The organism is Nocardiopsis sp. RV163 (assembly GCF_001029525.1).
Taxonomy (GTDB): Bacteria; Actinomycetota; Actinomycetes; order Streptosporangiales; family Streptosporangiaceae; genus Nocardiopsis; species Nocardiopsis dassonvillei.
The window spans coordinates 22,318-46,157 of the sequence record NZ_LEKI01000003.1; the positions used below are offsets into that span (position 1 = coordinate 22,318).

General features: G+C 71.1%; 28 protein-coding genes and 2 pseudogenes. 13 read left to right on the plus strand and 17 right to left on the minus strand.

Annotated elements, in window-relative coordinates; translation table 11 throughout:
• Positions 1 to 4: 4 nt before the first annotated feature.
• The 13 genes from ABD54_RS01020 to ABD54_RS01080 form a co-directional block, all read right to left on the minus strand.
• Positions 5 to 289 carry a gas vesicle protein gene (locus ABD54_RS01020; RefSeq protein ID WP_047867530.1) on the minus strand — a complete coding sequence of 95 codons (285 nt, stop codon included), beginning with the start codon at positions 287 to 289 and terminating at the stop codon, positions 5 to 7.
• Positions 286 to 1,080 carry a GvpL/GvpF family gas vesicle protein gene (locus ABD54_RS01025; protein WP_047867531.1) on the minus strand — a complete coding sequence of 265 codons (795 nt, stop codon included), beginning with the start codon at positions 1,078 to 1,080 and terminating at the stop codon, positions 286 to 288. Before ABD54_RS01025 ends, ABD54_RS01020 begins: the two co-directional genes overlap by 4 nt.
• A complete protein-coding gene (locus tag ABD54_RS01030; protein ID WP_047867532.1) occupies positions 1,067 to 1,531 on the minus strand; it encodes a gas vesicle protein in 465 nt (154 codons plus the stop codon). Before ABD54_RS01030 ends, ABD54_RS01025 begins: the two co-directional genes overlap by 14 nt.
• Positions 1,532 to 1,632: 101 nt before the next feature.
• Positions 1,633 to 2,862 (minus strand): SRPBCC family protein, encoded by a 1,230-nt coding sequence (locus tag ABD54_RS01035; protein ID WP_047867533.1) that lies wholly within the window; start codon positions 2,860 to 2,862, stop codon positions 1,633 to 1,635.
• A complete protein-coding gene (locus tag ABD54_RS01040; protein WP_235431919.1) occupies positions 2,846 to 3,460 on the minus strand; it encodes a hypothetical protein in 615 nt (204 codons plus the stop codon). Before ABD54_RS01040 ends, ABD54_RS01035 begins: the two co-directional genes overlap by 17 nt.
• A gap of 42 nt (positions 3,461 to 3,502) precedes the next feature.
• Positions 3,503 to 3,751 carry a gas vesicle protein GvpG gene (locus ABD54_RS01045; RefSeq protein ID WP_047867535.1) on the minus strand — a complete coding sequence of 83 codons (249 nt, stop codon included), beginning with the start codon at positions 3,749 to 3,751 and terminating at the stop codon, positions 3,503 to 3,505.
• A 37-nt stretch (positions 3,752 to 3,788) separates the two neighbouring features.
• Positions 3,789 to 4,520 carry a GvpL/GvpF family gas vesicle protein gene (locus ABD54_RS01050; RefSeq protein ID WP_047867536.1) on the minus strand — a complete coding sequence of 244 codons (732 nt, stop codon included), beginning with the start codon at positions 4,518 to 4,520 and terminating at the stop codon, positions 3,789 to 3,791.
• Positions 4,517 to 4,924 carry a gas vesicle structural protein GvpA gene (locus ABD54_RS01055; RefSeq protein WP_394324525.1) on the minus strand — a complete coding sequence of 136 codons (408 nt, stop codon included), beginning with the start codon at positions 4,922 to 4,924 and terminating at the stop codon, positions 4,517 to 4,519. Before ABD54_RS01055 ends, ABD54_RS01050 begins: the two co-directional genes overlap by 4 nt.
• Positions 4,925 to 5,003: 79 nt before the next feature.
• Positions 5,004 to 5,306, minus strand: coding sequence for a gas vesicle protein (locus ABD54_RS01060; RefSeq protein ID WP_047867538.1), 303 nt, complete (start codon positions 5,304 to 5,306; stop codon positions 5,004 to 5,006).
• 304 nt (positions 5,307 to 5,610) lie between these two features.
• Positions 5,611 to 6,447 carry a class II fructose-bisphosphate aldolase gene (locus tag ABD54_RS01065; RefSeq protein ID WP_047867539.1) on the minus strand — a complete coding sequence of 279 codons (837 nt, stop codon included), beginning with the start codon at positions 6,445 to 6,447 and terminating at the stop codon, positions 5,611 to 5,613.
• Positions 6,444 to 7,349, minus strand: coding sequence for a 1-phosphofructokinase family hexose kinase (locus tag ABD54_RS01070; RefSeq protein ID WP_047867540.1), 906 nt, complete (start codon positions 7,347 to 7,349; stop codon positions 6,444 to 6,446). The genes ABD54_RS01065 and ABD54_RS01070 overlap by 4 nt, the downstream gene beginning before the upstream one ends.
• Before the next feature lie 91 nt (positions 7,350 to 7,440).
• Positions 7,441 to 8,349, minus strand: a complete 909-nt coding sequence (locus ABD54_RS01075) for an ROK family protein (protein ID WP_047867541.1) — start codon at positions 8,347 to 8,349, stop codon at positions 7,441 to 7,443.
• Positions 8,346 to 9,233, minus strand: a complete 888-nt coding sequence (locus tag ABD54_RS01080; RefSeq protein WP_047867542.1) for an SIS domain-containing protein — start codon at positions 9,231 to 9,233, stop codon at positions 8,346 to 8,348. Before ABD54_RS01080 ends, ABD54_RS01075 begins: the two co-directional genes overlap by 4 nt.
• A gap of 285 nt (positions 9,234 to 9,518) precedes the next feature.
• Here ABD54_RS01080 and ABD54_RS01085 point away from each other — a divergent pair, with 285 nt between their 5' ends.
• Positions 9,519 to 10,304 carry a DeoR/GlpR family DNA-binding transcription regulator gene (locus ABD54_RS01085; RefSeq protein WP_047867543.1) on the plus strand — a complete coding sequence of 262 codons (786 nt, stop codon included), beginning with the start codon at positions 9,519 to 9,521 and terminating at the stop codon, positions 10,302 to 10,304.
• A 129-nt stretch (positions 10,305 to 10,433) separates the two neighbouring features.
• On the opposite strand, the pseudogene ABD54_RS26845 reads toward ABD54_RS01085, so the two are convergent.
• Positions 10,434 to 11,156: pseudogene (locus ABD54_RS26845) on the minus strand (family 20 glycosylhydrolase); the annotation flags it as partial.
• A 139-nt stretch (positions 11,157 to 11,295) separates the two neighbouring features.
• Here ABD54_RS26845 and ABD54_RS01095 point away from each other — a divergent pair.
• Entirely contained in the window at positions 11,296 to 13,263 is a 1,968-nt protein-coding gene (locus tag ABD54_RS01095) for an ABC transporter permease subunit (protein ID WP_047867545.1), read from the plus strand.
• Positions 13,264 to 13,300: 37 nt separating this feature from the next.
• Positions 13,301 to 14,551, plus strand: a complete 1,251-nt coding sequence (locus tag ABD54_RS01100; RefSeq protein WP_047867546.1) for an extracellular solute-binding protein — start codon at positions 13,301 to 13,303, stop codon at positions 14,549 to 14,551.
• 29 nt (positions 14,552 to 14,580) lie between these two features.
• On the opposite strand, the gene ABD54_RS01105 is transcribed toward ABD54_RS01100, so the two are convergent.
• Complete coding sequence (locus ABD54_RS01105; protein WP_047867547.1) at positions 14,581 to 15,420, minus strand: helix-turn-helix transcriptional regulator; 840 nt, start codon at positions 15,418 to 15,420, stop codon at positions 14,581 to 14,583.
• Between the two features lie 129 nt (positions 15,421 to 15,549).
• Here ABD54_RS01105 and ABD54_RS27680 point away from each other — a divergent pair.
• Both ABD54_RS27680 and ABD54_RS26855 read left to right on the plus strand, forming a co-directional pair.
• Positions 15,550 to 16,307 (plus strand): IS5 family transposase gene (locus ABD54_RS27680; protein WP_152691962.1). Its coding sequence is split into 2 segments (ribosomal slippage): positions 15,550 to 15,885 and positions 15,888 to 16,307, totalling 756 coding nucleotides; the frame shifts between segments, so codons are not numbered across the junction.
• Between the two features lie 20 nt (positions 16,308 to 16,327).
• Positions 16,328 to 16,540, plus strand: a pseudogene (locus ABD54_RS26855) (transposase); the annotation flags it as partial.
• A gap of 154 nt (positions 16,541 to 16,694) precedes the next feature.
• Here ABD54_RS26855 and ABD54_RS01120 read toward each other — a convergent pair.
• Entirely contained in the window at positions 16,695 to 17,357 is a 663-nt protein-coding gene (locus ABD54_RS01120; RefSeq protein ID WP_235431920.1) for a GNAT family N-acetyltransferase, read from the minus strand.
• Between the two features lie 296 nt (positions 17,358 to 17,653).
• The gene (locus ABD54_RS01125) at positions 17,654 to 17,992 is read right to left on the minus strand and encodes a helix-turn-helix transcriptional regulator (RefSeq protein WP_047867550.1); all 339 of its coding nucleotides are present in this window, start codon (positions 17,990 to 17,992) and stop codon (positions 17,654 to 17,656) included.
• A 171-nt stretch (positions 17,993 to 18,163) separates the two neighbouring features.
• Between ABD54_RS01125 and ABD54_RS27685 the strand changes: the two genes are divergently transcribed.
• From ABD54_RS27685 to ABD54_RS01155, 8 genes are all read left to right on the plus strand, one after another.
• Entirely contained in the window at positions 18,164 to 18,424 is a 261-nt protein-coding gene (locus tag ABD54_RS27685) for a hypothetical protein (protein ID WP_152691963.1), read from the plus strand.
• 853 nt (positions 18,425 to 19,277) lie between these two features.
• The gene (locus ABD54_RS01130; RefSeq protein ID WP_047867551.1) at positions 19,278 to 19,748 is read left to right on the plus strand and encodes an Rrf2 family transcriptional regulator; all 471 of its coding nucleotides are present in this window, start codon (positions 19,278 to 19,280) and stop codon (positions 19,746 to 19,748) included.
• A gap of 298 nt (positions 19,749 to 20,046) precedes the next feature.
• Complete coding sequence (locus tag ABD54_RS01135; RefSeq protein WP_152691964.1) at positions 20,047 to 20,355, plus strand: hypothetical protein; 309 nt, start codon at positions 20,047 to 20,049, stop codon at positions 20,353 to 20,355.
• Positions 20,356 to 20,456: 101 nt separating this feature from the next.
• A complete protein-coding gene (locus tag ABD54_RS01140) occupies positions 20,457 to 20,873 on the plus strand; it encodes a nuclear transport factor 2 family protein (protein ID WP_047867552.1) in 417 nt (138 codons plus the stop codon).
• Between the two features lie 453 nt (positions 20,874 to 21,326).
• Positions 21,327 to 21,503, plus strand: a complete 177-nt coding sequence (locus ABD54_RS28255) for a hypothetical protein (RefSeq protein WP_160313066.1) — start codon at positions 21,327 to 21,329, stop codon at positions 21,501 to 21,503.
• 55 nt (positions 21,504 to 21,558) lie between these two features.
• Positions 21,559 to 21,906: an IS5 family transposase gene (locus ABD54_RS01145; RefSeq protein ID WP_047867553.1), complete on the plus strand. Its 348-nt coding sequence runs from the start codon at positions 21,559 to 21,561 to the stop codon at positions 21,904 to 21,906.
• Between the two features lie 50 nt (positions 21,907 to 21,956).
• Positions 21,957 to 22,424, plus strand: coding sequence for a transposase (locus ABD54_RS28475; protein ID WP_327136384.1), 468 nt, complete (start codon positions 21,957 to 21,959; stop codon positions 22,422 to 22,424).
• Between the two features lie 184 nt (positions 22,425 to 22,608).
• On the plus strand, positions 22,609 to 23,742 hold the full coding sequence (locus tag ABD54_RS01155; RefSeq protein WP_047867554.1) for an FAD-dependent monooxygenase: 1,134 nt from the start codon (positions 22,609 to 22,611) through the stop codon (positions 23,740 to 23,742).
• Positions 23,743 to 23,840: the final 98 nt, after the last annotated feature.

The following is a 23,840-nucleotide window of genomic DNA, read 5'->3' on the forward strand; positions in this document are numbered from 1 at the left end:
GTCCTCACTCCTGCCGGATCCATCCGCTCAGGGGGTGACCGTGCTCCCAGGGCGAGGGCACGTTCTCGTTGATCGACGACACCAGGGCGTGCAGGGAGACCCGGACCAGGTCCACATCGGCGATGGAGACGGTCAGGTCCCCCGAGACCACCACCCCCTTGGCCAGGACCCGGTCGAGCAGGTCGACCAGGGAGATCTCCCGGTTGGCCAGGGGGTGGTCCTCGTCCAGCATCGTGGTCAGGGAGTGGGCCCGGCCGGGGAAGCCGCCGGTTCCGTCCACCGCACTCATGCGCCCGCCTCCACGACTCGGGGGGAGGAGAAGGAGTAGGGGGCCCACGGCCCGGACGCCTCGATCCTGGTGCCCTCGGGCGCACGGGTGTTCAGCTCGTCCACCGCCGCGAGGAACTCCGCCACCCGGTCCCCGTCCACGAGGTAGGCGTTGTTCATGACGTTCTCGCCGGGGGCCTCGGACAGCGCGGCGTTCTGCGCCTGGTGCTGGGCGCGCGCCCGGGCCATCGCGGTCAGGACCTCGTCGGCCCGCTCGCACAGCGCGGAGGCCCGCTGCCAGGTGTCGTCGCGGCGGTCGCGCTGCTCCCTGCGCCTGCGCAGGTAGGCCTTGCCGGGGCTCTCGTCGGCGGGGGCCTGCGGCTCGGGCGGCGCGGCGGTGCGCACGCCCGCCTCGGCGTAGACCTTCACGCCGACCTCGACCCGGTCCACGAGTTCGTCCAGGGCCGACGCGAAGGCTTCCGCGTTCTCGCGCAGGACCTGGCGGACCCGTTCCTCCCCTCGGTAGACGGTGGCCAGCCGCAGCGGCAGGGCCACGGACCGCAGCGCCACGGCGTCCACGACGCCGTGGTGGGCGCGGGCCACCTGCTCCAGCCAGCGCAGGTCCTCCAACTTGGCGTGGAGCGCCTGCTCGTCGAACTCGTCCAGCGGGACGGTGCTGACCGCGGCGGCCAGGTCTGCCTCGACGACCAGGTGCACGGGGTGGCCGCCCACGCCCCTCAGGCCGTCGGTGGTCGCCCTGCCGAAGGGGCGGCACACCGCGTAGACGTAGCTCGCCTGTTCAGGCCGTTCCATGGCCGTCCTCCTCCCGGGTCCGCTCGGACGTGCGCCGGGCGCCGGAGCCCTCACCGTGCGGGCTCTCGGCCCCCTCCTCGGCGGGGGGGTTCTCCTCGGCCGCGGTGACCTGCGCGGTGCGGTGCTCCTCCAGGGCCTCGATGCGCTCGCGCAGGCGCCTGTTCTCCTCGGCCAACTCGTCGTCCTCGCGCCGGGAGGCACGGGAGGAAAGGGCGGGGTCGTGCTCCCACCAGTCGATGCCCATCTCCTTGGCCTTGTCCACCGAGGCGACGAGGAGCCGGAGCTTGACCGTGAGGAGTTCGATGTCCAGCAGGTTGATCTTGATGTCGCCCGCGATCACGACGCCCTTGTCGAGAACGCGTTCGAGCACGTCGGCGAGGTTGGCGGAGGAGGAGCCGCCCGAGGAGCGGATCGGCCTCGGCTCGCCCCGCCAGGGCGTGGGTTCACTCATGCGTACCAGTTCCCTCCCGGTCCCGCGGAGCCGTCACGGCCACGGTTCACGCGCGCACCGCCGTCGCGGTGGCGGCCTGCGGTGCGGAGGCGGCCCCCGGCTCAGGAGCGCTCGGCTGGGGGCGGATCCCCCTCATCGGGGTACTCGTCCTCCTCGTCTTCCAGGTCCTGCTCGTCCGCCTCATCAGCGTCCTGGCCCTCAGCCTCGTCATCGGGGAACTCCTCCTCTTCTTCCTCTTCGCCCTCGTAGTCCTCGGGCTCTTCCTCAAGCTCCTCGTAGTCCTCGGGCTCTTCCTCAGGCTCCTCGTCGTCCTCGTCCTCGGTCCCCTCCTCGAACCCGTCCTCGGGCTCGTCGTCGAAGTGGTCCCCGCTCCCGTCGTCGAGGTCGGCGAGGTCCTCCCGCTCCTCGGGGTCCAGCTCCTCCAGCTCGTCCCACTGCTCCTCGGTGAGGTCCGCCTCCTCCAGGGCGACGGCGTCCTCGTGGGAGAGGACGACCTCGCCCTCGCGGACCTCTCCGCGCCAGCCGCGGAGTTCGGCCGCCTCGTCCCGGGGCAGCATCATCACCTGGCGCCGGTAGTGCTTGAGGTCCAGGCGCATACGCCTGCCCTGGGCCCGCCAGATGTTGCCCGTGCGCTCGAAGAGACCCTTGGGGTAGTACTCCACCACCAGCAGGACGCGGGTGAGGTCCTCCCCCATGGGGTGGAAGGTCACGACGCCCTTCATGGTGCCCTTGGCGGCCTCGGTCGACCAGGCGATCCGCTGGTCCTGGACCTGTTCGGTGACCTCGGCGCTCCAGCTGCGACTGGACCAGAAGACCTTGCCCCTCCAGTGGGAGGAGGTGTCCCCGGTGCGCTCCGCGCTCTGCACGCCCTTGGCGAAGGAGCCGAAGTCGGGGAAGCGGGTCCACTGGTTGTAGGCGACGCGGACCGGGACGCCCACGTCGACGTCCTCGACGATGTTGACCATCTTGGCGGGTTTGCCGCCGCCTCCAGGGGAACCCGTGCCCGAGCCCCGGCCGAACCTGTCCTTGAGTCCCTTCGCGGCCTTGTCCTTCAGGCCCTTGGCCCCGCCGGCGACCACGGCGTTGACCGGGTTCCCGCCCCGGGCGAGCTTGCCGCCGACCCCGGCCGCGACGGGGTCGGCGGAGGCGCCCTCGCCGGTGAGGCGCTCCACCGCGGCCCCGAGCCTGCGGGCCGCGCCGTTGACCACACTGGTGGCCTTGGCGCTGAGGTAGTCCTGGAGGGCGTCGGCGAGTTTGGAGGTGCCCTCGTTCCTGTCGGCGGCCGACCTCAGCCGGGTCAGCGGCCCCTGGGGCTCAGTCGTCGCGGCCATCGTCGCCCCCCTGTCCGCCGGTGCCCGAGGCGCGCTTGCGCCGGGCGGGCTTGGCGGAGCCCGAGGCGCGCTTGGCGGTGCCCTTGGTCCTCGCGGCGGTTCCCTTGGCCCGGGTGGCACCGCCCGAGGCGGCGCTGCGGGACGCCTTCGCGGTCTTGGCCCCGGTCCTGCGTCCGCGGGCGGGGGCCTCGCTCGGCTCCGTCTCATGCCGGGCCTCGGCGTCGCCGTCGTCCCGGGGCTCGTCCGCGTCCTCGTCGGCCTCGGCCCGCGCGACGCCGTCCTCCTCGGAGTCGGAGGCGTCCCCGGCCGCTCCGTCGCGCAGGCGTTCGGTGCGGCTGTTGAGGGAGTCGGCCAGGCCGCCCGCCCACTTGCCGGCGATGTTGCCCGCCGCGGTCCTGCCGACGTTGAGCAGCTGCTCGCGGGACTGGCCCTTGAGCTCACCCACCACAGGGAGCGCCGAGACCTCCTTGAGCAGCCCCTGGGCGAGCTGTCCGGGTTTGATGTCGAGCTTCTTGGCTCCCAGGTAGAGGCCCAGCCCCAGGGCCAGTTTGAACTTCTTCCTCCGGCCCAGGACGTAGCCGCCCACTGCGGCGGCCACGATTTTCGCGGTGTCCCCCACGGGATCTCACCCCAATATCGTCTATCGAAGACCTTGTTGGTACCGTTCCGCTTCCTCAAGCTGGTCCAGCAGCTCGTCCTCCGCCTGGTCGAACTCGCTCCCGGACAGCTCTCCCGCGTCGAAGCGCTCGGACAGTTCCGCCAACTGCTGTCGGATGCGTGAGGGGTCGTACATCTCCCGCTCCGCCGCGTCCAGGACCTGGCGCGCCGTCCAGTCGACGAACCGGACCGGCGCGGCGGGAGCGGTGAGGATCATGCTGAGGAGGCCCATGCCCCTGACTCCTGTTCGGTGTCCCCTGCCGTCGGGGTCACTGTTGGGGGGTCTCCACGAAGCTGTAGGGCGGCAGGGGTCCGTTGACGCGGACCTCCATGTAGGAGGCCAGTTCCTGTTGGATCCGGGCCGCCTCGCGCAGGAACCCCTCGGTGCGGTCCCGGTGCACGAGGAAGGAGGCGTTGGCCAGGCCGCCGTCCACGGCCGGCCAGGCGGACACTCGCTCGGCCAGGCCCTCCAGGGGCTCCAGGACGGTCTCGGCGTCGCGGCGCCTGAGCTCCTCCACCGCTTGGGAGACCTGCTCACCGAAGGCCATCCGCTCGGAGGGGGTGCCGCCCCCGGCCGCCTTGAGCTCGTCGTTGCGGGCCCGCAGCCCCTCGTCGGCGCGCAGCACGGCGCGCAGGGCCGCCTCCTCGTTGTGGCTGGCCTTGACGTTGAACTCCACCCGGTCCTGGAGCTGGTCCAGCAGGACGGAGTAGTGGTCGGCGAAGCGGGCCAGCTCGGCGGCGACCGCGTCGTCGTCCTCGCTCACCGCACCGAAGCGCAGGGGCAGGACGCCGTGGCCCAGGGCCAGGTCCTGGAGCACGTTCTGGTGCGCGGTCAGGTCGCGCCGCTTGGCGCGCAGGCCCTCGGGGGCGTCGCTGACCGCGGCGGCCACGCCGTAGGCGCGCACGAAGCGCACCGGCGCCGCGTCCTCGCCCACACCGGACAGCTTCATGGCGTCGAGGGACTCGTCGTCGCGGACGATCCCGTAGACGTAGGTGCTCACTCCCCGCCCTCCTTCTTGGCGGAGGAGCGGCGGCGGGTGCGCGCGGGCTGCTTCTCCTGCTCGTCGGACTGCCCCTTGGAGAAGGACTCGGAGATGGCCTCGGCCGCCCCTGAGAGCGCGCCCTTGGACTTGCTGCGCGCCCCCTTCTCCATACCGCTGTCGAGCAGGTCGGGGAGTCCGGCCCCGCCGCTATTGCTCAGGTCGAGGCGGTTGCACGCCTCGGCGAAACGCAGGTAGGTGTCGACACTGGCGACCACGATGCGCACGTCGACGGTGAGGAGTTCGATGCCCACGAGGGACACCCTGGCGAACACGTCGATCACCAGTCCCTTGTCGAGGATGAGGTCGAGGACGTCGTAGAGGTTGCCGGAACTGCGGCCGCCTCCGGATGACTGCTGCTGCATCACCGTCATCGGAATCATGCACCTTTCGTCGGTGAGGTTGTGGGGGGCAGGCGACCCGTCCGCCCGGGGTCGGCCGGGCTCAGCCGTCGGAGCGGCCGCGGGTGTAGCGCTTGGCGCGCTTGTACCCCTCGATCTCCCCGTCGGCGTCGAGTTCCACGGAATACGTGGCCAGCAGGCTCACCGTGTCCGGAACCCGGCGCAGTTCGAGCACTTCGAGGGTCAGGTCCCAGCCGTCTCCGGATCGTTGGAACCCGGAGACGCCCTCGACCTCCAGCCCGGTCACTTCCTCGAACTGCTCCTGGGCCTCGCGCAGACGCTGCATCATCGTCTTGCGCCGTTCCCCGCGCGGAGCGGAACCGTCGTCCTTGCTGTCCTGACTCATGGATCTCCTGGCCGTCGGCCATTATCCGATTTCCCTTGCCGTGCCCTTGGCTTTACCCACTACCGAGAAAGACCGCGACAAAACCTTCCCGGGGTCAAGGCGGGCGCAGACGGGCAGGACGGGAGCGCCCGGAACCGGGGAACCGGGGGAACGCCGGGGCTCCGGGTGTTCCACCGGGTGCGGGAAAGCGGGGAACAGCAGGGGATCCAGGCTCAACGGCACTGGAAAACGCCCGCGAGAGTGTTCAGGTCCGCAACCTCTCAACAAGAAAGTAAAATCGCGCGGCGGCGCGGCGGACAGATCCTCATCCCGCGCGCAGGAGTCGGAGCAGGGCGTGCGCCTCGGCCGCCAGCGCCTCCCGGCCGGGTGCCAGGTACGCCCGGGGATCGGTCAGGCCGGGCCCTTCCTCCAGCCGCTGGCGCAGCGCCCCTGAGAAGGCGGCGTTGAGACGGGTGGCGATGTTGACCTTCGTCATACCGCTTTCGACCGCCCTGACCAGGTCGGCGTCGGCGACACCCGACGACCCGTGCAGCACCAGCGGCACCGGGACCGCCCTGCTCAGGCGGCCGATGAGGTCGTGGTCCACCCGGGCGTCGCGGGTGCGCATGGCGTGCGAGGTGCCGACCGCGACGGCCAGCGAGTCCACCCCGGTCGCGCGGACGAACTCCGCCGCCTCCTCGGGCCGGGTGCGCGCGCCCGGAGCGTGGACGCCGTCCTTGCCGCCGACCTCGCCGAGTTCGGCCTCCACCGCGACGCCTCGGGCGTGGCAGTAGCCGACCACCGCGCGGGTGGCCGCGACGTTGTCCTCGTAGTCCAGCGCGGAGGCGTCGAACATGACGCTGGTGACGCCCAGCCCGACCGCCTCGTGCACGAGCGGGACCTCGGTGGCGTGGTCCAGGTGGACGGCGGTCGGCACGGCCGCCTCGCGGGCTGCGGCGAGCGCGGCCAGGGCGAGGGGTTCCAGCGCCCCGTGGTAGCGCACGCAGTTCTGGCTGATCTGGAGGACGACGGGGGCCGCGGCCCGCTCGGCTCCGGCGATCAGCGCCTCGACGTGCTCCAGCAGGACGACGTTGAAGGCGCCGACTCCTCCGCGCCGGGCGACGGCCCGCTCCAGCAGCGTGGTGATCCCAACGAGTGTCATGCGTACTCCTCGACGTGCACGGTGGGCAGGAACGCCCGGTAGGCCCGCGGGTCGGCCTCCCCCGCGGTGGGGGCGAGCACGGCGGCGGCGCCGAGAGCGGCGGCGCGGGCCAGGGTCCGGGGCCACGGGTCGGCGGCTGCCGCGCCCAGGGCGATCGCGGCGGCCGCGGCGTCCCCGGCTCCGGTCGGGTTGCCGGTCACGCCCGGGACCGCGTCCACCCGCCACCCCCGGTCACCGTGGAAGGCCAGCAGGCCCCGGCTCCCGAGGGAGACGACCACGCTGCGGGCACCGGCCCGCAGCAGCCGACGGGCGGCGTCGGCGCCGCACCCGCCGGTGGTGGCGCGCAGCTCGGCCGCGTTCGGTTTGACCACCGAGGCACCGGCCGCCGCCGCTGCCAGCAGCGCCGGACCCGCGGCGTCGACGACGGCGGGCACGCGCGCCCGCGCGGCGACGCGCACCAGCTCCGCGTACAGGTCGTCCGGCGCTCCCGGGGGCAGGCTGCCGGAGAGCACGAGCGCGCGGGCACCGTCCAGCGCGTCGCGCACCGCCCCCGTCAGCGCGGCCAGCTCCCCGGTGCTCAACCGCGGACCCGGCTCGTTGAGGACCGTGGTTTCGGTGCCCACGACGGTCAGTGTGCGCCGGGTCGTGCCTTCGACGGGCACCGCCCGCAGCCGGTGCCCGCCCTCGGCCAGGGATCGGGCGATCCACCGGCCGGTCGATCCGCCGAGGGGGGCGACCGCGAGCGCGGGCTCGCCGAGCCCGCGCAGCACCCGGGACACGTTGAGGCCCTTGCCGCCCGGGCGCTCCCACACGCGCGAGACCCGCAGGGAGCGGCCCGGGACGAGGGCGTCGACCTCGTAGGTCACGTCGACGGCGGGGTTGGCGGTGACGGTGACGATCACGTGCTCCTCCCCGGGGACTGGGGACCGCGGTGTCCGCTGCCGGGGGCGACCCGGGGCGCGGTCCGGGCGCGGTCACGGTGACGGATCCTGTTCACGTGTGCTCCAGCAGTTCCCGGGCCAGCAGCGCCGCGCCCAGGAACCCGGCCCCGTCGCCCAGCGCGGCGGGGACCACGTCCGGGCGCCGGTGGAAGGTCAGGCGGGCTTCGAGCCGTTCGCGCAGCGGGGCGAGCAGCAGTTCACCGGACCGGGCCAGGCCGCCGCCGACCACGATGACCTGCGGGGCGAGCACGGCGCTGATCCAGGAGAAGCCGAGTGCCAGGGCGTCCACGGCCTCGTCCCACACCCGCCCGGCGGCGGAGTCGCCCCGCACGAGGAGGTCGGCCACGTCGCGGGCCTCCCGGGTGGGTCGGCCCGTGCGCTCGGAGTAGCGGCGGGCGATGGCCGCCGCCGAGGCGATCGCCTCCAGGCACCCGGTGGCGCCGCAGGCGCACGGCCCCCCGTGGCCCACGTCCACGTGTCCCATCTCGCCCGCGAAGCCGCCCGCGGTGTGCGCCCGCCCGCCCAGGAGCAGGGCCGCCGACAGGCCGGTGCCGATGGGGACGAAGACGGCGTCCTCGTGGCCGCGCGCGGCGCCGAGCCGCTGTTCGGCCAGGCCTCCGGCGGCCACGTCGTGCCCGAGGGCGACGGGCAGCCCGCAGCGCTCGGCGAGCAGGTCGCGTACCGGCACGTCGCGCCAGAGGAGGTTCTCCGACCACACCGCCACCCCGCGCCCGACGTCGACGATGCCGGGGACGACCACCCCGACGGCAGCGACCGGGACGTCCCGGGACGCGGAGCGCAGCGCCCCGATGAGGGCGGCGACGGTGTCGACCACGGCATCGGCGACGCGGGGCCCCGTGGGGGTGGGCGTCCTGCGGGTGAGGAGCACCCCGTGGTCGGCGTCCACGAGGGCCGCCTTGGTCAGGGTTCCGCCGACGTCGACGGCGACGACGGCGCTCACGTCCGCCCGTCCGGGAGTACGACCGAACGGGTGAGGTTGCGGGGCCGGTCCGCGTCGAGCCGCCGACGTCGGGCGAGGGCGACGGCCAGGCGCTGGGCCACGACGAGGTCGGCCAGCGGGTCCAGGCCGCTGGAGCGGAAGGCGGCGCCGGTGGCCTCGACCTCGGCGGCAAGGCCCGCGGGCGGCTCGCCGAAGGACCACACGAGCCGTCCCGGCTCGGCGATGGTGAGGGGGCCGTGGCGGTACTCCATCGCCGGGTAGGACTCCGTCCACATCCGCGCCGCCTCGCGCGACTTCAGGGCCGCCTCGTGCGCCAGGCCCACCGTCCACCCCCGGCCGAGGAAGGTGATCTGCTCGGCGCGGGCCAAGGGGTCCAGCGGGACCTCCAGGGCCCGCTCGCCGTCGCGGGCGAGGCCCTCGGCGTCGTGGCCCAGGTGGACGCGCAGCAGGGCGAGCGCCGTCGTGGCGTAGCGGGTCTGCACCACCGACCTCTCGTCGGCGAAGTCCAGCACCACGCTCAGGTCGGCGAGTTCGGTGGCCGGTGAGCCGGGCACGGCGGTGATCACGGTGGTGGGCACGTCCCGGGCCGCCCGGAGCAGGTCGGTGACCTCGGTCGTCGTGCCGGATCGGCTGATGGCCACGACGCGGTCGTAGGAGCGTCCGGGCGGCGCCTCCGAACCCGGGAACGCGTCGGTCAGGCCCTGTCCGGCCCGCTCGCGCAGGGCGGCGTAGGACATCGCGACGAACCAGGACGTGCCGCAGCCGACGACGGCCGTGCGCTCCCCCGGACGCGGCAGCGCGGGCTCCGCGGACGCCAGCGCGTCCGCGACGCGCCGCCAGCACTGCGGCTGGCTGGCGATCTCCGCGGTGACATGGGTGCTCATCTGTGATCTCCCTTGCTGACGGCGGGGCCCTTCGCACCCGCCGCGGAAGCGGACCGGCGCCCTCGTCCGGACGCGGGGGGCACCGCCCCCGCCCCCGTCGCGGCCCCGTTCGCGGCGTGTCCCGCCGTGCGCCCCGCTCCCGGGTCGGGTAGAAGTGCTCGGACGAGCCGTTCTCCGCGTGCGGTGCGCGACGGCGCGCACCAAGCTTCGTAACTCTGATTGCTTTTGATCGATATAGTCGGTTGTCAGTCAGATTGGATCAACAGTTTGTCCTTGGGGGACGTCATGGACCGCCACCAGCGTTTGACGGCTGTGCTCGAACTGCTCTCCGAGCGCGGGTCCCTCTCCGTCGACGAGGCGGTGGAGGAGCTGGGCGTCTCCCCGGCCACCGTCCGGCGCGACCTGGACCACCTGGAGCGGCAGCAGCTCCTGACCCGCACGCGCGGCGGGGCCCTCGCCTCCTCCGTCTCCTACGACCTGCCGCTGAGCTACAAGGCCGCCCGGCACGCCGAGGAGAAGGAGCGCATCGCCCAGGCGATCACGGACCTGGTCCCCCCGGGCTCGGTCGTCGGCCTCAACGGCGGCACCACGACCACCCAGGTCGCGCGCGCCCTGGCCCTGCACGAGAGCTTCCGCGGCGACGGTCCCGGGCGCGGCCTGACCGTGGTGACCAGCGCGCTCAACATCGCCACCGAACTGCTGGTGCGCCCCCACATCAAGGTGGTCGTCGTGGGCGGGGTCGTGCGCCCCCGCTCCTACGAGCTGGTGGGTCCGCTCGCCGAACGGGTCCTGGAGGCGCTCTCCCTGAACGTGGCCGTGATCGGGGCCGACGCCGTGGGCGCCGACGTCGGCGCCATGGCCTTCGACGAGGACGAGGCCGCCGCCAACACGCTGCTCGCCCGGCGCGCCGAGCGGGTCATCGTGGCCGCGGACAGCCACAAGATCGGCCAGCGGGCCTTCGCACGGATCCTGCCGGTCGCCGGGATCGACGTCCTGGTCACCGACAAGGACGCGGACCCCGATGTCGTGGACGGCTTCACCAGGGCCGGGGTCGAGGTCGTCCAGGCCTGAACCGCGGCCCGGTTCCGGAGGGCTCACGGGTCGTTCCTCCCGTCCAGCGGCCGGTAGCCGGCCCCGAGGGCCTCCAGGCGCTCCGAGTGCACGCCCAGCCGGGCGAGGAAATCGGCGCGGTCGCGGCCGCCACGCGCCGACCTCCACCAGCCGGGGGCAGCCGGGCGCCCCGATCCGCCAGCCCTTGTCGTCGGTCAGGTGCGGGTGCAGGAGGTCGGGTTCGAGCAGGTCGCTCAGGCGCAGGACGAAGTCCTTTGGCGGGAAGTGCCGGGCCACGTCCAGCATGAGGCCGCGCCAGCGCGGCCGGGGGCGGTCCCCGACCCGTGTGCGGGGGACGCCCGCGCCCCGGGCGGACCCACCCGTCCTCCACAGCCGCGCGGGCAGGAGCTGGCGCAGGGTCTGCGCGCCGTGGAAGGCCCCGACCGGGTCCGCGCCGACGGTCTCGGCGCGGTCGGTGTCCACGGTGGGCGCGCAGCCGTGTCCGCGGGCCCGCAGGGGGTCCACGCGCACGGTGGCGGGGACCGGATCACCGCCCGGTCCGCCCTCGGGCTCCGGTCCGCTCCCCGGTCCGGTCAGCGGGGCCGGGAGCTCGCGTAACAGCGCGCCCGCCAGTGCGGCCCCCGGTTCGGCGCGAAGGGAGATTCCGCGGTCCAGCCGGAGGGCGCCCGGTCGCGGTTGCGTCCGCGTCGGCACCGTGATGATCGCGGGTCGGTCGGCGTCGTCGGGCATGCTCGGTCCCCCTTCCCGCCGCCCCCGAGGCCGAGGCCGTCGCGGCGGCTGCTCGCCTGCTCCGGCGGACGGGCACAGCGCCCGGTCGGGTCCGGGCTCGGGTCGGTCGCTCCCAACGATCATTACATGAGCACATGATGATTACTAGTGAACAGAAGAAGGATATAAAGCTTGACACCAATCAACCAGAACGTGACGATAGTCACTCACCGACTACCGGAGGGAGCGCTCACCATGGTTCTCGCGTACGCCCGAAACGGACATGGCTGACACCGCGCGGCCCACCGGCCGGGTCGGTGCGGAGCACGAACGCGCCCCGGCCCCTCCGCCGGACCACCCGGGCGGCCGGACTGGGTACTCCCCGGTCCGGCCCGCCCGCGACCTGTGGCGGCGCACCTCGGCGACGCGCTGGCTGCTGCCCGCCACCGCCCTCATCGGCCTTGTCATCGTCTTCCCGGCGCTCTACATGATCTGGCTGTCCTTCCTGGCCGTGGACCGGATCGGGCGGATCCAGGGGTTCACGGGGCTGGACAACTACCGGCGGCTGCTGGCGGAGCCCGCACTGCCCGGGGTGGTCGCCAACACGCTGGTGTGGCTGGTGGTCGTCCTCGCGGCGACGATCCTGGTGTCGCTGGCCCTGGCCCAGTTCCTCACCAAGGAGTTCCTCGGGCGCCGACTCGTACGGCTCTCCGTCGTCGTGCCCTGGGCGGCCTCTCTGGTGATGACCGCGACGGTCTGGCGGTTCCTGCTGGAGGGCGGCAACGGCCTGCTCAACCGCCTGCTGATGGACCTGTCGCTCCTCGACGCCCCGCACGAGTGGTACAAGGACCCCGCCACGGCCTTCGCCTCGATCATGGTCGTCGGCGTCGTCACGTCGGTCCCCTTCACGACCTACGTCCTCCTGGCCGGCCTCCAGACGATCCCCGCAGAGGTGCACGAGGCGGCCAGGATCGACGGAGCCGGGGCCTGGAGGCGGTGGCTGCACGTCACCCTGCCGCTGCTGCGCCCCTCGCTGCTGGTCGCGTTCGTGCTGAACATGCTGCACGTGTTCAACGCGTTCACGCTCATCTGGGTGATCACCGGCTCGATCGCCGGGAACCACGCCGACACCACGGTCACGTGGATGTACAAGATCGCCTTCAAGGAGCAGTTGGACCCGGGCGAGGCCGCCGCGCTCGCGGTGCTCAACGTGGCCTTCCTCGTCGGGCTGATCGCGTTCCTGGCCTGGCTGCTGCGGCCGGGCCGCCGCCGCGGGGCGGGCCGCGCCCTCGCCTCGGCGGTGCCCGGCGGCGTCCGCTCGCTCACCGGCCGGGCCGCGCGCTCGTGGTCGTCCCTGCGCGGGCGCGCGGCGGGCGCGTGCGCTCCGCTCCTGGGCCCGGCGGCCGTCGCGGGCGGCCGGGTGTGGCGCCGCGTCAGGGGGGCCGTACTCCCCCTGGCCGGGGCGCTGGTCGCCCTGTTCTTCCTCGCCCCCTACGCCGCGATGTTCCTCGGTTCGCTCAAGACCGACGCGGAGCTGTTCGCCGTTCCCGCGACCTACCTGCCCCGGGACTGGGCGTGGTCGAACTACGTCGAGGTGTGGAGCCGGATCCCGCTGGCGGAGTACTTCCGGGTCAGCCTCACCGTCGCCGGGGCCTCGACCCTGGTCGTGCTCGCCGCGGCCGCGCCCGCCGCCTACGCCGTCGCCCGCTCCGGCTTCCGCGGCAGGGGCGCCTTCCTCGGCCTGATCCTCATCACCCAGATGTTCCCGGCGGTGGCGCTCATCATCGGGCTGTACCGGGAGGCGCTCTTCCTCGGCTCGGTGAACTCCTACTGGTTCGTCATCGCCGTCAACTCCGCCTTCAACATCGCCTTCGCGGTGTGGATCCTCAACACCCACTTCCGGGCGGTCCCGAGGGAGACCGAGGAGGCGGCCATGTTGGACGGCCTCGGCCGCTTCCGGACCATGCTCAGGATCGTCGTCCCGCTGTCGGCGCCGGGGATCACCACGGTGGCCGTCTTCACCTTCATCCAGGTGTGGAACGAGTTCATCGTCGCGCTGACCCTGTTCAACGACCCCTCGCAGGGCAGGGTTGCGCTGACCGTGGGGGTCCAGCAGTTCATCGGCCTGTACGAGACGAACTACCAGTACCTCTTCGCCGCCGGGCTGATGGCCGTCGTCCCCACGGTGGTCCTCTTCGCCCTGATCGAGAAATACCTGGTCAGCGGCCTGACCACGGGCAGTGTTCGATGACGCGTCCCCGCCGGGGAGCGGAAGGGAAGGTCAGCCGATGAGGAGACCGAGGCCGCGGGCCACCGCCTTGGCCGCCGCGCTGTCGGCGGCCGCGCTGCTCGCCGCGGGGTGCGGCGGGGACGGGGGCGGGGACCCGCGCACCATCGAACTGGTCGTGGCGCAGTACACCGAGGGGACGCAGCCCTACTGGAGCGGCCTGATCGAGTCCTTCGAGGCCGAACGTCCCGGCACGAGCGTCCGACTGCGGGTGATCGGCTGGGACGACCTCCAGAACCAGGTCAACACGATGGTGCAGACCCGGCAGTTCCCCGACGTCCTCAACACGAACCTCTTCGCCGACTACGCCGAAGCGGGCCTGCTGCACCCCGCGCGCGACGTCCTGCCCGAGGACAAGTTCACCGACTTCGTCCCGGCCCTGGCCGAGAACGCCTCGCTGGAGGGCGAGCAGTACGCCCTGCCGTTCGTCGCGACGGTGAACGCGATGTACTACAACCGGACCATCCTCGCCGAGGCCGGGATCAGCGAGCCCCCGGGGACCTGGGACGAGTTCCTGGAGGCGGCGGAGCGCATCAAGGCGCTGCCCGGCGACCACGTCCCCTACGCGCTGGCGCTGGGCTTCGACGGCGGCGACTACGAATTCGGCACGTGGGCGCGCTCCAACGGCGGCGGCTGGAAGCGGGACGGCGAGTGGACGGTCAACAGCGACCACAACGTCGCCACGCTGGAGTTCCTCCGGGAGCTGGTGGTGGAGCACGAAGCCACCCAGCCCAACCCCGGGCAGACCAACCGCCCCGACGGCACGTGGCCGCTCTTCGCCCAGGGCAGGGCCGCCATGGTGTACGCGCCGCTGGGCGGCAGCGCGTTCCTGGACCCGGTGCACGAGGCGGGCGTCGACTACGGCACGACGACCCACCCGACCAACGGCGGCGCCGAGCCCTCCGCCCACGGCATCCAGGACTACCTGGTGGCCTTCGACAACCCCGGCAACCAGGAACTGGTCACCGAGTTCCTGGACTACTTCTACGAACCGGAGAACTACACCGCCTACCTGGAGGTCGAGGGGCTGCTGCCGACCACCGAGTCCGGCGTCGAGGAGTTCCGCGACGACCCCGACGTGGGACAGTACGTCGAGCAGATCCCCGAGGCACGGCTGGACCCCACCTACGAACCGGTCTGGGCCGAGCTGCGCGGCACGATGGCCGGGGAGCTGGGCACGGCCGTGGCCCCGGACGGGGACCCGCGCGCCGTCCTGGACAGGGGACAGGAGATCGCCGCCTCCGGCCCGTGACGGGCGGCAGGCGCGTGGCGGCTGGTCGCTCAGCCCGGCGTCCGGGCCCCGACGACCGACAGCAGGCGCAGCCTGTCGTGGCTCTCGCTGCCGGGGGCGGCGGTGTAGACGAGCAGCGAGTGGGCCTGGCCGGGGTCGACCAGCATCTGGCAGTTCAGCTCCAGGGGTCCGACCTCGGGGTGCACGAAGCGCTTGACGTGGTGGGGGCGCACACCGATCTCGTGGTCCTCCCACACCCGCCGGAACTCCTCGCTCCGGCCCAGGAGCAGGTCGGCGAGGTGGGCGGCCCGCGAGTCGGGGCCGCGCAGGGTGACGAGCTCGCGCAGACCCGAGGCGTACATGCGGGTGAGGAACGGGTGCTCCTCGGGCGCGTAGATCCGCCGGGAGTCGGGATCGGTGAACCACCGGTACCCAGCGCTGCGTTCGGGCCCGGTGTGGACAGTCGTGTCGCCGGTGAGCGCGACGCCCATCGGGGACTGGCGCAGGGTCTCGCCGAGTTCGGTGACGATCTCCGCGGGCGTGTCGTCCAGGCGGTCGAGGACCCGCTGCAGTCCGGGGCTGACGTGGTCGCTGACCGTGCCGCGCGGGGGCGGGTTGTGCCCGGCGAGGCGGAACAGGTGGTCGCGCTCGTCCAGTGACAGGTGCAGCCCCTGGGCGATGGAGGAGAGCATCTGGCCCGACGGCCGCGGTCCGCGCTCCCGTTCCAGCCGGGAGTAGTAGTCGGTCGACATGTGGCAGAGCGCGGCGACCTCCTCTCGCCGCAGGCCGCTGGTCCTTCGGCGCTGCCCGCGCGGCAGGCCGATGTCCTCCGGTTGCAGCGCCTCCCGGCGGGTGCGGAGGAACTCGGCCAGCCCGGTGCGATCGATCACGGCGCTCCTTCTTCCCGGTGGTGCTGCTCCGTGTCTACCTCGCGCGCGCGGCGGTAACCACGGACCGCCGATCCCCCCTTTACGGTGAGCTCATCTCATTTGGATTCTCGGTAGCCTGACCGCGTGTCGATGGTTGAACGTCCTGTGCCTGATGAGCTGTGGGAACTATTCCAGCGAGTGGTGCCCGAACCGCCCACACGTCCCCAGGGCGGCGGCAGGCGCAGACACGGCGATCGCGAGGTGCTGGCCTCGATCATCTTCGTCGCCACCAGCGGCTGCACCTGGGCGCAACTCCCGTCGGTGTTCGGCCCGTCCGGGCCTACTGCACACCGGCGCTTCACCGAGTGGACCCGCGCCCGGGTCTGGGCCAAGCTCCACCGACTCGTGCTGGACGAACTCGGTTCCCGCGGTGAGCTGGACTGGTCGCGGTGCGCGATCGACTCGGTGAACATGCGAGCCCTCAAAGGGGGGACCTGACGGGTCCGAATCCTGTCGATCGGGGCAAGAAGGGGTCGAAGATCCACTTGATCACCGACCGGGCCGGTCTGCCCCTGTGCGCGGCGATCTCCGGGGCCAACACCCACGACAGCCAGGCCCTGCAACCCCTGGTGCGAGGAATACCCCCGGTCCGGTCCCGCCGTGGACCACGACGTCGTCGCCCGGCCAAGCTGCACGGAGACAAGGGCTACGACTATGACCACCTGCGCCGATGGCTGCGCCAACGGGGGATCGTTCACCGCCCGGCCCGCAAGGGAGTGGAGTCCTCGCAGCGGTCGGGGCGGCACCGGTGGCAGGTCGAGCGCACGATGGCCTGGCTGGCCGGATGCCGCCGCCTACACCGCCGCTACGATCTCAAGACCGACCTCGGCCTCGCTTGGCATCTATAGGACCGTCCCGGTACGAGACAGTGATTCCCCACCGCCGCGCGAACGGCCAAGCCGAACTGCCGGGCTGGAAGCAAGAGCACGACCGCTCCCGCAAACAGGTCAGGGCCCGTGTCGAGCACGCCTTCGCCCGCATGAAGGGGTGGAGGATCCTGCACGACTGCCGTCTCAGGGGCGACGGCGTGCACCACGCGATGCCCGGCATCGCGCGCCTGCGCAACCTGGCCCTTGTGGGCTTAGAGGGCGTTCTTTCTCCGACCTCCATGTGTGGTTCTCGCTGGTCAGACATGAGGTCGAAGCTGGAGGCCCTTCAGGCCGATGCCCCGGGCGTGAAGCGTTGCCGACGGACTACCAGGCGTTTGTGAGCGGCGGAGCAGTTGCCGTGACGGGTCAGGAGGTGAGGGCGTACTCGATGAAGTGGCCGCTGACAGTGAACCCGAGGCGGCGGTAGACGGGTTCCCCGTCGGTGGATGCCTGCAGCACCGCGGTCTCGTAGCCCGCGTCGCGGGCGGTGCGCAGGGTGGCCGCGGTGACGGCGCAGCCATAGCCGCGGCGGCGGTCGGTGGCGAGGGTGGCGATGTTGTAGATCCCGGCGACGCCCGCGTGCAGGAAGACCTCCGCCGAGCAGACGGGCCGACCGTCGACGTGCGCGTCGGGGAGGGGGTCGCACAGGTCCTTCCACATGCCCGCCTCCGTTTCCGACGCATCCAGACCGGCGGACTGAAGATGCTCGGCGAGGTTGCCCGGCCTGGAGGCGGGGCCCACCCACCAGGAGAAGGGGCGACCGGTGGCGGCCGGTGTCCGGGCCGTCTCCGCGGCGCGGGCCGGGGCGGTGCCCGGGGTGAAGCGGGCCCCCGCGACGATGTTGAAGGTGTCGTCGTCGAGACCGCTGTCGGCGATCAGCAGGTCGTCGGTATCGGTAACGGACGCACCCTTGAGGGTTCGGTGCAGGTGGCAGGCGTGCTCGGCGAGATTCAGCTCCATCGCGAGCGGAAGGTCGGATTCATTGACGGACGGGATGTGCATGCGGTTCGTGATGATCCATCCCAGCATGGCGTCCGGGGTGCTCGCAGGTGCTTTTTCCGTACCTGTGAACGGGCCGTCCAAGAGCTGTCCGCTGGATCACGTGGCGTGTTGGCAGCGAAGACACGGTGTCCGGGCGGTCAGTGCGTGAGCCTCGTGCCTCACGCCTCGCACGCAGTCCCCACCCAGGGCGCCACCGTGACCACACAACCCGTTCCGGAGCAGGTACGGCAAACAGCGTCGTCTCGTCCTTTCCGGCCACCCAGCCAGCCCCCGCTGCCCGTCGGATCAGCTCTGACAGGTCGGACACGACTTCGGGACAACCCTTAGCCGTTCGCATAGTCCGAGGTACGAGCTTCCGCCGCGAGAAGGGTGAGCAGGCCAGGAAAACGTCGGTCGATGTCTGCGCGGCGTAGCCGAATACCCTTCCGATTGCCGTAGTCGATCTCGCAGATCAGCCCGGCTTCCCGAAGTGCCCGGAAGTGATGCGTCTGGGTTTGCTTCGAGATCGGAAGGTCGAAAGAATTACAGGTGCGCTCGCGATCCTCCCCGTCCGTGGCGAGTTCGATCATCACCGCTCGACGGTGCTCGTCCGAGAGCGCCCGGAGCACCACGCCGAGCTCCATCTGCGCGGCCGTCGGGCCCGAAATCGGTTCCTTCGCCATTTGCTGCCACACCTTTCAAGTCTGGCTAGCATCGTACCTTAGCGATGTGCTTTCGCGTAGGCACGGCAGCCTTAGCACCAAGGAGGAGCTCTGACGTCGGCCCCGCACGCCACGGCCGACCACTGATCGCCGTCGCGGCTGCTGCTGCCGGTTGTGCCGTGGAGCGTCTTCGTGATCCCCGATGGCTTCCCCGGGACTGCGATTGCGCTTCCCGACGTCTCGCGGGAACTCGGCAGTGACCCGGCCAAACTGCGAGGAGTCGTCAACGGCTTCAACCTCGCCCTGACGATCTCGACGCTCTTCTGGCGATGGACCGGCGATCGGGTCGGGCTGCGACGGACCGTGGCGGTCGGTCTCGCCACGGTCCTGTTCGGAGGGGGCTGGAGCGCGCTTGCCGGGAGCCTCGCATCGCACGGACCGTCACCGACATAGGCGCTGCTTCCATCGCGACCGGAGGCACCTCGATCCTTTCCCACGCCTACGAAGGCAAGCGGCGCACCCGTGTCCTGGCTCTCCTGGGCACGGCCGTGGGGGATGCAAACGCATGTGTTGCTCCTCTGCGCGAGCCATGATCCGGGGCGAAGCGCTCAAGTGTGCTCCGGGAATGGGGCTCGGGACCCGTCGGCTCGAGAGCTGTGACCACACGGGGCGACAACGTTACGCATCAAGCCCGTCCATCTCGATGTGCAGGTTTTCGCGGTGCTGGAATGCGAGCGCTCGCTCGGTCGTTCCGAGCACCGCGGGGACCGCCCGATGCCGGGGTGCCGCCAGAACAGCTGCGCCCGTGGGTGCTCCCGTGCCCCCGGTGCGGGGCCGATCTGACGCTGAGTCCCGTCAGCATGGACGAGCTGAGTCTTCTCCACGCGATCACGTCCTCCCTGCACCGCCTCAGGGACGCGCACCAGCCCGGCTGAGCGCCTCATGTTGCCATGGTCGTCCTCACCGGACCGATCGAGAGTGCGAGGCGACCCCCTGCGGGCTTCGTCGGGATACTCCGAGCGGCGATGGCACATCTGACGTCGGACTCCTGGACGCCGAGCAGCCGGCAAAGTTCGGAGACCCTCACGGACTCGAATCCTTACAGCGCACGGCCCCGCAGAGCGCCGGATGAGCAATGTGGACGCACGTCGACCACTGCATGCCTTGGATCGGACCTTCTCACTACGCGGCCCGGGCGACGCCGAGCTCTCCGACGGTCCGCATCACCTGAGAGTCAGCACCGGACGGTTGGTTGTTACCTTTACGGTTACACTGACGGATCGCAGGCGGCCCCGGAGGAGAAGAGATGAGCGCGAACAGCAGGCTGACGGTGGCAGCCCACACCCTGACCTGGATCGGGCTGTACCAACGCCGTGGTCACCAGGTGGCCACCTCAGAACAGATTGCGACGAGCGTCAACACGAACTCCGTGGTGATTCGCCGTCTGCTGGCCCAGTTGCGCAGGGCAGGATTGGCTGACTCACGAAGAGGCGCGGGTGCGGGATGGGTGCTCTCTCGGGACCTGGCCTCGATCACGCTGCTCGACGTGTATCGCGCCATCGAGCCTGGGCACGTCTTCGGCCTGCACCGCTCGACGCCCGATCCCGAGTGTGTCATCGGTCGCGGTATCAGGCCGGCGATGACAAGGGTGTACGACAGGATCGAGTCCGCCCTGAACGACGAACTGTCGAAAGTCACGCTCGAGGACGTCCTGCGCGAGGTTCTCACACCGACCCAGCCTGCCGTTGCTGCTTCGAACCCCTGCCCACAGATGTAACATAAATAGTTACTTCCAGGCGCTTGAAGGTGCTGACCGGACTGACCGAGAGGAACAGGGCCCATGGAGTTGAGAACGATCGCCGCTCACGCCCTGCGCGCCGGACACCGAGTACTGCTCAGCGACGGCCGCGATCCCAGGTCGGTGCGTGCCGTCGCCGACGACGTCGGCCTGAAGCATCGATGGCCGCGCTCGAGGGGGCGGTGGAGGTCGGCGTGATGTTGTTCGCCGTCCCCTTCGGCCACGCCGCCGTGGTCGGACGGCGTCTTGGGGCCGGGCCGGTCGCATCATGGTTGACATGACCAACCAGCCCGCCGAGTCCAAGCCCTACCGTGGCTTCGCCGACGGCGCGCCGCCGATCGGAAGCCAATGGGGCGAGCATCAGATGGCCGGGGTCACATTGGCCAAGGCGTTCAACGCGATGTTCGCCGGCTTCACGGCGCCTGACCCTCGCCACACCGAAGGCCACCAGGCGGTCCTCTGCGCCCGGGACGACGAGACGGCCAGGATCGCCATCGGGCAGATGCCGACAGGATTCGGCTTCGCGCCCGTCGCTCTCGGCGGCTTGGGTGAGGGCGGCGCACTCGTACAGCTCCGGGGACCCTGAGCGGCAAGCACGTCCTCCTGCAGCACCAACACGACGAGACGGCGGCCGTGCTTCCTGCGGTGGCGACTACATGACGCACGAGAGCGAAAGAGGAAAAGACGATGGCAGCAGACACCAAGAGCCCCCGTGCCGTGGTCGAGCAGTTCGTGGAGCGCCTGGTCCGGCAGGATCCGGAGGGCATCCAGAAGCTGTTCGCGGACCAGATCGACTGGTACGTCCCGGGCAGCGACACCTTGCCGTGGACGGGCCGTCGTACCCGGCGGGCCGACGTCGCCTCCTTCTTCACCACCATGTGGCCCCACTACGCGCCGGGTGAGAGTGAGGTGACCCTCGAGCGATTCGTCGTCGACGAGACAGACGTGATCCTGTTGGGGACCTTCACGCACGTGATCGCATCATCCGGCAGGAAGTTCACCACGCCGTCGGCCCTGCACCTGGTGGTCGAGGACGGCCGAATCGTCCGGATGCACCTGTACGAGGACACCCTCGTCATCGAACAGGCGTTCGCCGCCGTCTGAGCTCCGGGCGGTCGCGCACTCGCGAGGGCGAAGAAGCGGGTCGGGGCCCGACGCTGTTCGTCGTCCGGCGCCGGACCGCGGTCGACGAACGTTCCTTCCCGGCGCAGCAACCGCACGACGTCAAGAGATCACCGAGAGGACTGCCGATGAAGTTGTCAACCCCGAACGGTAACCGACCGCGAGTGGTTCAGGCCGCCGCGGACAGCCGTGTGACAGGCGAGGCCACGTAGGGACGACCATCGCGGAGCATCGCCCAGAGCACGTTGACCCGACGCCCGGCCAACGCGAGCACTGCCCGGACATGCCGTTGGCACTCAGCCCGCTTGCGCTCGTAGAACGCCTTCGAGGCCGGGCAACAGCGGGTGCTTACCTGGGCGAACGTGTAGAAGACTCGCAGCAGGCGCCGGCTGTAACGCCGCGGCCGACGCAGGTTGCCGATCCCCGGCATGGCTGGTGATCATCGCAGCTTGTTCGTGCTCGCAGAACCGGCCCTCGATGGCCGTACCGGTCTGGGCGAACTCGGTCTCGAGGGCGATCACCTCCTCCGTGAGCTTGGAGACCACCGCGGCGGCGGTCTTCTCGCCCTTGACGGTGGTGCGCTGGGACTGGGCGACCTCGACCGCGGCCTAGGCACTGTTTTGTAGAAGTGGGTGTGTGGTGGGGCCTGCTCTGACAGGGTCGTGTCATGGCCGGTCGTCATGAACTCTCCGATGCCGAGTGGGCCCTGCTCGCCCCGCTCATGCCCGCCGACCCTCACAAGGGCAAGAAGTGGGCCGACCACCGCAAGGTCATCAACGCCATCCTGTTCCGCGCCCGCACCGGCATCCCCTGGCGGGACCTGCCCGAACGCTACGGCCCCTGGGAGACCGTCGCGGGCCGCCACCGCCGCTGGTCCATCGACGGCACTTGGCAGAGAATCGCCGACCTGCTGCGTATCGACGCCGACAGCGGCGAGGAACTCATCGTCGGCATCGACTCCACCGCGGGGCGGGCCCACCAGCACGCCGCCGGAGCGGCGAAAAAGGGGAGATAGCGCGGGACGAACCGGACGGGGCCCAGGCCCTGGGCCGCCCCCGGGGCGGGCTGACCACCAAGGTCCACCTGCTCGCCGACTCCGGCCCGCGGCCCCTGGTGCTGGCCACCACGCCGGGCCAGCGCGGGGACGGCCCGATGTTCGAGCCGTTGATGGCCGCGTTGCGGTTGGCCCGCAGCGTGGGCAGGCCCAGGACCCGCCCGGACCGGGTCCTGGGCGACAAGGCCTACTCCAGCCGCGCCAACCGGGCCCACCTGCGTCGGCGTGGGATCAAAGCGACCATCGCCCACCGCGCCGACGGCACCGTCTTGGATCTGACCGGCATGCGGTGGGCTCGGGTAGACGCCGACAGGCGACACGCCCCCATCGGAGGTGGGGCGTGGCCCTCGGATGTCGTCTCCACCGACGAGAAGGTGGGGCCCACTGCCGTCACGAGCACGGTGGGAGCCGTCGGCGGGGTGTGGTCAACGGCCGACTCCGTCATCAGGGCACGGCGATGCCCGTCCGCCGAAGGGTGAAGCACCACGCCCAGATCAAGCGCATCGACCCCCAGGCCGACGCTGTTCTTACTGGCCACGAACGGCTCCTTCAGGTACGACTTGCATCGAACCTCGGGACGTGCTCTACTCGACCAAGGTACGAAAACAACCGTACCTTGGGCGGCTGAACGATAGCCGTCAACGATCAGAGGAAGGTGTGGTCATGAAGAAGCCCGAGGTGTTGATACTCGGTGCCGGAATCGCAGGGCCGGCGCTAGCCTTCTGGCTCGCGCGGAATGGATACAGGCCGACCGTCGTCGAGTACGCCCGACAACTGCGCTCCGGCGGCAGTGCGATCGTCGTGAAGGGGCCCGCGTCACCGGTCGCCGAGCGTATGGGGATTCTTCCGCAGCTCCGCCAGCTCGCCACCCGCAACCGGTCGTTGACCCTGCTCGACCCAGCCGGCGAACGAGTCCTCAGGCTCCCCTATTCCGGGGGGTCGCCGACAGTCGAGGTGACCCGGGCCGACCTGTCCCAGGTGCTCCACCGAGCGGCGCAGGGCGATGCGGAGTTCGTGTTCGACGACACCGTGACCGCACTCGAACAGGACGAAGGCGGAGTCGACGTCGTCTTTAGGCGGTCCGCGCCACGGCGTTTCGACTTGGTGGTCGGTGCCGATGGGACGCATTCCACCATGCGGCGTCTCGTGTTCGGACCCGAACGGCAGTTCGTGAGCGATCTGGGTCTCTACGGCGCGACGGTCCCTCTGGAACCGGACGCCGTGGACGACCCGAGCGAGCTGACAATGCTGACCGTGCCAAACCGGATGCTGGTCATCCACCCTTCCCGCGATACCCCACTAGCGATATTCACCTTCCGGGCCACAGGACAGGGGATCCACGACCGCAAGAACATCGCCCTTCACAAGCAGACCGTGGCCGAGACGTACGCCGACGTGCGATGGCGGGCGCCGGAATTCGTAGCGGCCTACCTCGACCACCCAGCCCCGTTCTTCGACTCCCTGACGACCGTCCGGATGCCCTCGTGGTCCCGCGGACGAGTTGTACTGCTCGGAGATGCGGCGGCCGCCACAGGCCTGCTCGGCGACGGCTCCAGTATGGCGATGGCGGGAGCGTATGCCCTCGCGGAAGAACTCGCCTCCCACCGTGGAGACCACGCCCGTGGCTTCGCCGCCTACGAGTCGCGGCTCCGCCGCGAAGTGCGACCGCGGCAGCGACGCGTCGGCCGTGTCTCCAGAATCATGGTGCCCAGTACCCGCGCAGGCCTCATGATTCGGAACACGATGGGCCGCGCCATCGGTCACACGAACCGAATGACCTCACGCGAAGCGGCCTGACGCGTGACCGATGTCGACCTTCACGATCGATTCGTCACCAAGATTGGCCGTGAACCGCGTGCGCTGCAATGAGGGGATGTACGAAACGGAGGGAACTC

What these genes read in the sequence shown, in the direction of transcription:
- ABD54_RS01020 (WP_047867530.1), bottom strand. Translation starts at nt 289, where the DNA reads ATGAGTGCGGTGGACGGAACCGGCGGCTTCCCCGGCCGGGCCCACTCC.
- ABD54_RS01025 (WP_047867531.1), bottom strand. Translation starts at nt 1,080, where the DNA reads ATGGAACGGCCTGAACAGGCGAGCTACGTCTACGCGGTGTGCCGCCCC.
- ABD54_RS01030 (WP_047867532.1), bottom strand. Translation starts at nt 1,531, where the DNA reads ATGAGTGAACCCACGCCCTGGCGGGGCGAGCCGAGGCCGATCCGCTCC.
- ABD54_RS01035 (WP_047867533.1), bottom strand. Translation starts at nt 2,862, where the DNA reads ATGGCCGCGACGACTGAGCCCCAGGGGCCGCTGACCCGGCTGAGGTCG.
- ABD54_RS01045 (WP_047867535.1), bottom strand. Translation starts at nt 3,751, where the DNA reads ATGGGCCTCCTCAGCATGATCCTCACCGCTCCCGCCGCGCCGGTCCGG.
- ABD54_RS01055 (WP_394324525.1), bottom strand. Translation starts at nt 4,924, where the DNA reads ATGCAGCAGCAGTCATCCGGAGGCGGCCGCAGTTCCGGCAACCTCTAC.
- ABD54_RS01060 (WP_047867538.1), bottom strand. Translation starts at nt 5,306, where the DNA reads ATGAGTCAGGACAGCAAGGACGACGGTTCCGCTCCGCGCGGGGAACGG.
- ABD54_RS01065 (WP_047867539.1), bottom strand. Translation starts at nt 6,447, where the DNA reads ATGACACTCGTTGGGATCACCACGCTGCTGGAGCGGGCCGTCGCCCGG.
- ABD54_RS01080 (WP_047867542.1), bottom strand. Translation starts at nt 9,233, where the DNA reads ATGAGCACCCATGTCACCGCGGAGATCGCCAGCCAGCCGCAGTGCTGG.
- ABD54_RS01085 (WP_047867543.1), top strand. Translation starts at nt 9,519, where the DNA reads ATGGACCGCCACCAGCGTTTGACGGCTGTGCTCGAACTGCTCTCCGAG.
- ABD54_RS01095 (WP_047867545.1), top strand. Translation starts at nt 11,296, where the DNA reads ATGGCTGACACCGCGCGGCCCACCGGCCGGGTCGGTGCGGAGCACGAA.
- ABD54_RS01100 (WP_047867546.1), top strand. Translation starts at nt 13,301, where the DNA reads ATGAGGAGACCGAGGCCGCGGGCCACCGCCTTGGCCGCCGCGCTGTCG.
- ABD54_RS01120 (WP_235431920.1), bottom strand. Translation starts at nt 17,357, where the DNA reads ATGCTGGGATGGATCATCACGAACCGCATGCACATCCCGTCCGTCAAT.
- ABD54_RS01125 (WP_047867550.1), bottom strand. Translation starts at nt 17,992, where the DNA reads ATGGCGAAGGAACCGATTTCGGGCCCGACGGCCGCGCAGATGGAGCTC.
- ABD54_RS01130 (WP_047867551.1), top strand. Translation starts at nt 19,278, where the DNA reads ATGAGCGCGAACAGCAGGCTGACGGTGGCAGCCCACACCCTGACCTGG.
- ABD54_RS01135 (WP_152691964.1), top strand. Translation starts at nt 20,047, where the DNA reads ATGACCAACCAGCCCGCCGAGTCCAAGCCCTACCGTGGCTTCGCCGAC.
- ABD54_RS01140 (WP_047867552.1), top strand. Translation starts at nt 20,457, where the DNA reads ATGGCAGCAGACACCAAGAGCCCCCGTGCCGTGGTCGAGCAGTTCGTG.
- ABD54_RS01145 (WP_047867553.1), top strand. Translation starts at nt 21,559, where the DNA reads ATGGCCGGTCGTCATGAACTCTCCGATGCCGAGTGGGCCCTGCTCGCC.
- ABD54_RS01155 (WP_047867554.1), top strand. Translation starts at nt 22,609, where the DNA reads ATGAAGAAGCCCGAGGTGTTGATACTCGGTGCCGGAATCGCAGGGCCG.